Annotated in this window: 6 protein-coding genes and 1 pseudogene; 1 reads left to right on the plus strand and 6 read right to left on the minus strand. The window is 60.8% G+C overall.

What is annotated here, in order from left to right; all coding sequences use genetic code 11:
- From NUW23_13005 to NUW23_13030, 6 genes and pseudogenes are all read right to left on the minus strand, one after another.
- A partial coding sequence (locus NUW23_13005; GenBank protein MCR4427078.1) for an insulinase family protein occupies window positions 1-579 on the minus strand: 579 nt, incomplete at its 3' end.
- 203 nt (window positions 580-782) lie between these two features.
- Window positions 783-2,516, minus strand: a complete 1,734-nt coding sequence (locus NUW23_13010) for an NADH-dependent [FeFe] hydrogenase, group A6 (protein MCR4427079.1) — start codon at window positions 2,514-2,516, stop codon at window positions 783-785.
- Between the two features lie 25 nt (window positions 2,517-2,541).
- Entirely contained in the window at window positions 2,542-5,247 is a 2,706-nt protein-coding gene (nuoF, locus tag NUW23_13015; GenBank protein ID MCR4427080.1) for an NADH-quinone oxidoreductase subunit NuoF, read from the minus strand.
- Between the two features lie 93 nt (window positions 5,248-5,340).
- Window positions 5,341-5,571 (minus strand): annotated as a pseudogene (locus NUW23_13020) ((2Fe-2S) ferredoxin domain-containing protein).
- 37 nt (window positions 5,572-5,608) lie between these two features.
- Complete coding sequence (locus NUW23_13025; GenBank protein MCR4427081.1) at window positions 5,609-6,103, minus strand: NAD(P)H-dependent oxidoreductase subunit E; 495 nt, start codon at window positions 6,101-6,103, stop codon at window positions 5,609-5,611.
- Window positions 6,104-6,358: 255 nt separating this feature from the next.
- Window positions 6,359-8,875 carry a sigma 54-interacting transcriptional regulator gene (locus NUW23_13030; protein ID MCR4427082.1) on the minus strand — a complete coding sequence of 839 codons (2,517 nt, stop codon included), beginning with the start codon at window positions 8,873-8,875 and terminating at the stop codon, window positions 6,359-6,361.
- A 160-nt stretch (window positions 8,876-9,035) separates the two neighbouring features.
- Between NUW23_13030 and NUW23_13035 the strand changes: the two genes are divergently transcribed.
- Window positions 9,036-9,318, plus strand: a 283-nt coding sequence (locus NUW23_13035) for a Gfo/Idh/MocA family oxidoreductase (GenBank protein ID MCR4427083.1), incomplete at its 3' end; no start/stop codon positions are given.

Consider the following 9,318-nt stretch of genomic DNA (forward strand, 5'->3'; position numbering starts at 1 on the left):
GTACCAATCAGCGAGGGTCCCGGGCGTAACTGGGTGCACATCTTCAACCCTTCCGAGCTTGTGGACTCTCATAGGCTCCTCGGAGAACATCTCCTCCGTGCACCTCTTGAAAGCGTAGGCGTGCTTGTCGTCGATGATGCTCCGGATCCGCCTCTCGAGATTCACCTTCTCCTGGTCCACGTAGTCCCGGCGAAAGGCTCCATCCACAGTGGCGGGATCGAAAGCTAGCTCCCATAGGCTACGGAGACCCACCTCGACAAGGTCATCCTCGTCCGGGAGGTACTTCGCATTTGCGACCTCCATTCCAAGGATGATCAGATGCCTCTCGCCGCGCTTGCCCACGGATGCTGTAAGAGCCGCGCCGTACAGCCGATCGAGGTGGCGCATGAGGTCAACAGTGAGCGGATAGCGTCTGGTCCCGCGCCTCAGGACCGTGGGGAGGAGAGCATTCTTGGTCGCTGCCTCCCACGAAAGATCTGAATGCATAGTGAGAACGGAGTAGACTGTCTTGAACTTGGGAGTCCTCTTCACGTGGAGGTTGATCTCACTGGGCAGGCGGGTGGACACGGCTTCGTCCAAACGGAACCCTCCAGTCGACGCCCTGCGCGCCGCGCCGGGTTGCTATCGATAGTATGACCGACAATCCCGGTGTATTTCGAGTGTGCACTTCGAACTCCTGCTCGTCCCTGATCACCGCGCCAAGTCGAGCACACCACGCAATGGGAGACGGGGCACGCCGGCTCCGATGGCGTGCCCCGTCCCTACCGCTGCAAGGCTGCGCTCTAGACCGTCTGGAAGCGACCACGCGGCGAGTAGTGGGTATGAAGTAGGTGGTGGGATCTCTCGCCCAGGGGCTTGCCCAGGAATTCCTCGTAGAGTGCCAGGATCGCCGGATTCTCGTGCGACTTGCGTATAGGCAGCCCGCGGTCCGCCTCGTAGATCGCCCGGATCCTCTCGAGCCTCCGTTCGAGATCCGTTCCGATAGGCTGTCCCCCTCCTCCGATGCACCCACCGGGGCAGGCCATTATCTCTATGAAGTGGTAGGACGCGTCGCCCGCACGAACCTTGTCCAGAAGCCTGCGGGCGTTCCCCAGCCCATGCGCGACGGCCACGCGGACGGGAACCTCACCTACCTGCACGACAGCTTCCTTGACTCCCTCTATGCCTCTGACAGACTCGAAATCGAGGGACGGGAGTTCCTCCTTGGTCACCACTTCGTACACAGTGCGGAGAGCCGCCTCCATCACTCCACCGGTTGCGCCGAAAATGACGGCCGCCCCCGTGCTTATGCCCAGAGGCTTATCGTAGTCTTCAGGCTCCATTCTGGAGATATCCAACCCGACCTCGCGGATCATCCTGGCAACCTCTCGCGTGGTCAAGACAGCGTCAACGTCCTGGTACCCACTGGAGTTCATCTCAGGCCGCTTACACTCGAATTTCTTTGCAGTACACGGCATGACAGAGACAACAAAGATGTCCTTCGGATCCAGCCCCGCCTTCTCCGCGTAGTAGGTCTTGGCCAACGCTCCAAACATCTGCTGCGGGGACTTGCACGTCGACAGGTTCGCAAGCATATCCGGGTAGAAGTGCTCGATGAACTTGATCCACCCCGGGCTGCACGAAGTTATCATGGGCAGAACCCCGCCGGTCGTGAGCCTTTCTAAGAGCTCGTGCCCTTCCTCCATGATGGTCAGGTCTGCAGTGAAGTCCGTGTCGAACACCCGGTCGAACCCGAGTGCCCGAAGCGCGGCCACCATCTGCCCGGTCACGATGGACCCGGGGGCAAGCCCGAACTCCTCGCCGAGAGCCACGCGGATCGCGGGAGCGGTCTGAACCACCACGTGCTTCGCGGGATCGGCAAGTGCACGCCATACTTCTCCTGTCGAGTCGACCTCGGAAAGGGCGCCGGTGGGGCAGACGAGCACACACTGGCCACAGAGTGCACACGCAGCTTCCGAAAGCGGCAGGTTCCAAGCAGGACCCACTACGGAGTTGAACCCGCGCATCGATGTGCTGATCGCCGAGACCCCCTGGACCTTCTCGCAGACCGAGACGCACCTCCTGCACAGGATGCACTTGTCTGGGTTTCTCACAATCGACGGGGTGGAGTCGTCTACCGGGTGGGTGGCACGCTCTCCTTCGAACCTGATGTTTCTTATGCCCATGGCCTCCGCCAGGGACTGGAGTTCACAGGACCCGTTGCGCACGCACGTCAGGCACTCGTATGGGTGGTTGGAGATTATCAGTTCCACGACCGCACGGCGTGCATCCCGCACCTGTTTGGTGTTAGTGTGGACCACCATGCCTGGCGCGACGGGCGTCACGCACGACGCGGCGAGAGCCTTCGCCCCCTCGATCTCCACGACGCAGACACGGCACGCACCGATGACGTTGATGTCCCGAAGATAGCATAGCGTAGGGATGGAGACGCCCGCCTGCTTTGCGGCCTCCAGAACACTGGTGCCTGAGGGGACAGTGACCTGCCGTCCGTCTATCGTGAGAGTCACTTCACTCATACTTATCACACTCCATTCTCGCAAGTTACGACTCGCGGACGTCGCACTGGAAGCAGCGTGCAGCCTCTGACACGGCCATATCTTCAGTGAGGCCGATCTCGACTTCCCGGAAGTTCCTGGTCCGCTCAGACACTGGCAGCTCCGGCATGAGACACCGTTTGCACTGTTCCTCCATGAGTTCCCCCACCTGGTGCCGGTCGATCTCCTGCTCCGCATCGATCCAGGCAGACCCTCCGAGATACTTGTCTATGCTCAAGGCTGCCTTCCGGCCTGCGCCGATGGCTCCCACTACTGTCCACGGGCCCGTCACGCAGTCGCCCCCCGCGAAGACCCCAGGGATACTAGTCTCACAGGTCTCCGGATCCGTCACCACAGTCCCGGACTTGGTCGCAAGGAGCTCGCCGGACATGAACGATAGGTCCGGCGACTGCCCGATCGCTGGTATGACGGTATCCACATCGATGATGAACCGGGATGCGTCGACCGGGACCGGACGTCTCCTGCCGGACCTGTCGAACTCTCCCAGCCGCATCCTCACGCATTCCATCTGGGCAACTCGCCCATCCTTCGCTACGATGCTTGTCGGAGCAGTGAGGTAGTGCATCTGGATGCCTTCGTCCACCGCTGCTTTGATCTCCAATGGGTCAGCAGGCATATCAGCCCGAAGCCGTCTGTAGATGACATGCACCTCGGCCGCGCCCAACCTGAGCGCGGTTCTCGCAGCGTCTATCGCGGCATTGCCTCCACCCACCACGGCGACTTTCTTCCCTGGGCGCACAGGCTCCCCCAGCGCGACCCGGCGAAGGAAGTCGACTGCAGGCTCCACGCCGGGGAGATCCTCGCCGGGAACCCCCATCTTCTGATTGTTGTGCGCGCCCACAGAAACGAACACCGCATCACTCGCGCCCATGAGATCGTCCACCGAGATATCCCGGCCGACCCTGACATTCAGCCGGATCTCCACCCCAGCCTGTCGGATTGTCTCGATTTCCCTCCTGAGGACGTCCTTGGGCAGCCTGTATTCCGGAATCCCCACCGCGAGCATGCCGCCTGCCACAGGAAGCGCCTCGTATACGGTGACTTTGTGGCCGAACTTGGCCAAGTAGTAGGCGGCAGACAGGCCCGCCGGACCTGCCCCCACTACGGAGACCCTCTTTCCGGTGGGAGCCGTGGAAGCCGCGCCGTGGTTCGACCCTCTGTTCGCCTCCCAGTCCGCCGCGAACCTCTTGAGCGCCTTTATGGCCACAGGTTCGTCGAACGATCCGCGCCTGCACTTCGCCTCACACGGATGATCACAGACGCGCCCGCAGACAGCAGGGAACGGGTTATGGGAGCGAATCACGTCGACGGCCTCGTCGAATCTCCTCTCCTTGATCATCGCGATGTACCTGGGAACGTCGACCCCGGCCGGGCACGAGTTCTGGCAAGGAGAGTGGAACAGGCTTGCACAGGCCGACGCGGGACATCTCTTCTCCCTGATGTGGGCATCGTACTCATCCCGGAAGTACCGGATCGTGGAGAGGACCGGGTTCGGAGCGCTCTGGCCGAGACCGCACATGGCCGTGGCCTTGATCTTCTCACCAAGCTCCAGAAGTAGTTCGACGTCCCCTTCCCGGCCTTTTCCCTTGGTAATGCGGTCGAGTATCTCCAGCATCCGCTTGGTGCCGATCCGGCATGGGGCGCATTTCCCGCAGGATTCTTCCTGAATGAACTGCATGAAGAACTTGGCCAAGTCCACCATGCACGTATCTTCGTCCATGACGATGAGGCCGCCGGAGCCCATCATTGTCCCGAGTTCCTTCAGAGACTCGTAATCGATGGGGGTGTTCAGATACTGGATCGGGATGCACCCGCCCGAAGGGCCGCCTGTCTGGGCCGCCTTGAACTTCTTGCCCCTAGGGATGCCCCCACCGATGTCGAAGACGATGTCCCCCAGCGGTGTCCCCATCGGGACTTCCACCAGCCCTGTGTTGTTGATCTTGCCCGCCAGCGCGAACACCTTGGTCCCTTTGCTCTTCTCAGTGCCTATGGCCGAGAACCACTCTGCCCCGCGAAGCAAGATGGGCGGGATGTTCGCATAAGTCTCGACATTGTTTATGAGAGTCGGTTTGCCCCACAGGCCCGCAACAGCGGGGAACGGAGGCCTCGGCCTGGGCTCACCTCTGCGACTCTCGATGGATGTCAGGAGTGCAGTCTCTTCACCGCACACGAACGCGCCTGCACCGACGCGAAGGTCGATGTCGAAATCGAACCCGGCGCCGAGAATGTCGCGCCCCAGGAGCCCGTACTCACGGGCCTGGCCAATTGCGTGCTTGAGGTGAGCAACGGCCAATGGGTACTCGGCCCGGACGTAGATGTAGCCCTGATTCGCACCTATGGTGTACCCCGCTATGGTCATCGCCTCGAGGATGCTGTGAGGATCGCCCTCAAGCACGCTTCTGTCCATGAAGGCGCCGGGGTCTCCCTCATCCGCGTTGCACACAACATACTTTGGGTGCCCGGGAGCGCGGTAGGTGAACTCCCACTTGGCCCCGGTCGGGAAGCCCGCCCCGCCCCGGCCACGGAGTCCGGATTTCTTGATGGTCTCCATGATCTCTTCCCGGGTCATCTCAGTCATGGCCCGGCCGAGCGCGGCATAGCCGTCTCTCGCTATATACTCCTCGATATTCAGGGGATCAATTATGCCGGTGTTTCGAAGGGCAATTCGCTCTTGTCTGTTGAAGAAAGTCATGCCCCCACAGGTCTCCACTGCTTCCTTGGAACCAGGCTCTTCGTAGAGGAGCCTCCTCACGATCCGCCCTTTGACGAGATGCTCGTTGACAATCTCCCTGGCGTCGTTCGCAGTCACTTTCTGGTAGAGGACGCCTTCAGGGTATACAACAACGATGGGCCCCAGGTCACACGGCCCCATGCACCCGGTGAGGACGATCCTGATCTCCTGCTCGAGGCCGACCTTCTTGATCTCATCCTCGATGGCGTCCTGCACCGCCTTGCAGCCTGACGAAAGGCAACCTGCGCCCCCGCAGACAAGCACGTGCGCGCGAACCAGTTCCATGCGTACTCCTCCCCCCGTTTTCTGCCTTGTGCCAGCCTTACGAGTACTTCTTGAGGATCTCAGCGACTTTGTCAGGCTTGAGCCTGGCGTAGATGTCCTCACCCACTGTCATGACCGGGCCGAGACCGCATGCCCCCATGCACCGCATGACCTGGAGCGAGAACTTGCCGTCCGGAGTGGTATCCCCCGGGCCCACGCCTATGGTCTCCTCGACCTTCTTGAGTACACTCTCTGCGCCCCTGACGTAGCAGGCTGTGCCAAGGCACACCCCTATCTGGTGCTTGCCCTTGGGCTTAGTCGAGAACAGCGCGTAGAAGGTCACAACGCTGTAGACATCGGCGAGCGGAATGTCCAACCCTTTTGCCACTCGTTCCTGCACGCTCAACGGAAGGAAACCGATGAGCTCCTGGGCCTCGTGCAGGCAAGGAATGAGGGTACCTCGCTCACCTTTGTACTTGGCGATGATCTCATCCAAGGCCTCGAACTGTTCCGGCGTGATCTCGGTTGCGCACTTGCACTCTTCGCAAGCCATGAACCTCTCTACCTCCTCTGCCGGTCCTCCTGACCGTCTTCCCTTCAATGCATGGTTTGTGCCAGCTTTCACTTTCCCTGGTCTACCCACTTTTCGCGAAACTGCAGCACATCAGTGCAATGCACAACTGCATCGTTTGTGCCCTGTTTCACTCAGTCCCAGACAACTTGCTCTGGAACATCGGGTCCAGACAGGTTAAATCCATGGGCCGGCTGCGACCCCTTGCATGATGCAGATCTGCATCATGCGATGCAGCTACGCATTACGCTGGCCCGCACGGGTTCCCAGGTACTTCTTCACCTTCCGCACCACCGTGGACTGATTGACCCCCAGGGCCCGAGCTATTGCATACGTGCTCGGATTGGCCTCGGATGCTCTCTGAAGCAGCTGTCTCTCCACTTCCTCCACGGCGTCCTTGAGCGGAACCACACTGCTCACGTACACCTCTGCGCCCGCTGTAGCGCGGCCGAACTTGATACGTTCCGGAAGGTGCTCATGGCCGATCACCGGGTCGTCCACCGTGACCACCAGGAATTCTATGATGTTCTCAAGTTCGCGTACGTTCCCTGGCCATGAGTACCGCTGGAGCATTTCCCTGGCCGCCCGCGAAATCTCGCGGTCCCGCCCGTACTTCCTGTTCCACTTGGCAAGGAAGTGATGGATCAGAGGCGGTATGTCTCCGGCCCTTTCCCGGAGGGGTGGGATGGCTATTGGGATCACATTGAGGCGGTAGAAGAGGTCTGCCCGGAACAGCCCATCCTTGACCATTTGCACAAGGTCGCGGTTGGTGGCCGCGATTATCCTAGCATCCACGCCGATCTGCCTGGTCCCCCCGACGCGGACAAACCGCTTCTCCTGCAGCACCTGAAGGAGTTTCACCTGAATCCCCATGGGGATCTCCGATATTTCGTCGAGGAAGAGAGTGCCGCCTGCGGCCAGCTCCATCAGACCGGGCTTCCCCTCTCTCTTGGCGCCGGTGAACGCACCGGTCTCGTATCCAAACAGCTCGGATTCGAGGAGGGTCTCGGGAATCGCGCCGCAGTTGATCTTCACAAACGGCCCACCAGCCCTCTCGCCGGTTCTGTGGATGTAGCGCGCGACTACCTCCTTGCCCACCCCCGACTCGCCGGTGATAAGGACTGTCGATCCTACATGAGAGACTTTGTGGACCAGCTCCAACACGTGCTCCATGGCCTGACTATATGCAACCATGTCGCTAGAATCCGAGTCCGACGGGACGAACCCCCCAGACTGAGGATGAACCCGCTTCCTCCTGGCGAATTCGGTAAGGTCCCTCGCGGTCGCAACTACCCTTCGAACCCCACCCACCTCGTCCAGCATTGGGACGGCAGAGATCAGGACTCTACGTCCGCCCCGTGCCTCCCAGACCAGGTTCTGCCTCTGCCTGTCCGCGAGCGCTTTCTGAATCGCTTCAACCGGGAACGAAGCGCCCAGGTCCGTGATGCACTTTCCCTCCACTTCCTCCTGCACCTGCACTGGGCCGGCCAACCCGATCCATGCAGGATTCACGCGCAGGACAGTGCCCTCACCATCCACAACACAAATCCCGTCGAACGAGGAATCCACGATCCAATCGAGTTCCTCGCAGCGGACATGCGCTTTCGCAACCTCCCGTCCCATCGCCTGCACTATCTGTCTGTGCGCAGGCCCCGGACAAGCCGAAGACACAGGCTTCGCGCAGAACTCCCTTGATATGTCAGGTGCCTCAAGGTCAGACACTCGCATATCATCCAGCCTGTTGCCCCCGGACCCCCATCGTGCAGCACGCCCTCGGGCGTAATCGGCAACTGCCCGCCATCTCTGCCATATCCCTGAGCCGGCAGGAAACCCAGACCCAGCTACGCAGCCATGGCAGAAAGACATGAGAACCAATCTCGCGTGGATCTCCCGCCTGGAGATGGCTTGGACCGCTCGGAGGCACTCCTCCGCCCCTTCGACGGTCAAGACTCCGCTCCCGCATGGATCGATACCCAGGCCCAACCCGATCGCCGCCCCGCCCGGTAACTCCAAAACGCGTCCCGCTCCAGAGAAGGGGCCGTCTAGCCCGGCCGGCTCGGCTTCATTCACACACACCCCGCGAGAGGACAATACGTGGCTCAATTCTGAAAACGTCATGACCGCGTCCGGTGCCCCTTCAGGTACGCGCCCATGCTCCCCACCAGCCTCCAGTTTGTACGCTGGGCACGGCCCGATGAACACGATCGACGTCGCGCCATGCTGCCGCGCTAGCCTGGATGCTGCAAGCATCGGGGAGACGACGGGAACGAGGTGCGGGACAAGATCAGGATAGTACCTCTCCACGAGAGACACTACTGCCGGGCACGTCGACCCTATGGCGGGAAGCCGTGCGCCGTTGTGAGTCTCTCCACGTTCCAGTCTGGACGTTCTTGCGTAACTCGGAGAAATGAGGTCTGCACCAAATGAGGCGTCCCAGACCGAAACAAACCCGAGTGAACGAACGGCCCCGATGATCTTCGCTACTTCGTGGTCGGGAAATGCTCCAGGAAAGGCCGGCGAAAGAAGTGCGTATGCACCTCCACCCCTGAGCGCCTTCTCCATCCGCTCTTCGTGGTTTACCACAGTGCGGGCGCCGTGGAGGCACGCAGACGCGCAAGCCCCGCAGCCAACGCACCGATCGTTCAGAGTCCTGCAGGCGGTGTCGGTGATCGTGACTGCCCTGACCGGGCATGCGACCACACAAGAGTAACACTTGCCACACCTGCTCTCGGAGTCGATCACCGCTTCCACCATTGCCCATCTCCTATTGCCCATCTCCTGCGCCGGGCGGGCTGATGCACGTATGCATCGCCCGGTCAGAAGCCATTATATCACAGCGTTGATTCCTTCACCACGTTGTACGAGAGTGGTGTATAATATCGGGAAACACCAGGGATCGGAGGATGAAACCGGAATGGGCAAACCTAAAGCAGCAGTAATCGGGTACGGGAATGTGGGACGGGCTGCGGCTCAAGCAGTTCTCGCATCACCTGACATCGAGCTCGCCGGGGTGGTGCGCAGGCAACCCGCCTCGGCTCGAGTGATGGCAGAAGGCGGCGTGGAGATTCCGGTCACAGACGACATACGAAGGCTCGGCCGGGTGGACGTGGCCATTGTGTGCGCGCCAACCCGCCGGGTCGGTGAGTACGAGGAGGCACTCCTCGAGACTGGTGTGAACACTGTCGATAGCTTCGACA

This window comes from Bacillota bacterium (genome assembly GCA_024655925.1).
Taxonomy (GTDB): Bacteria; Bacillota; DTU025; order DTU025; family JANLFS01; genus JANLFS01.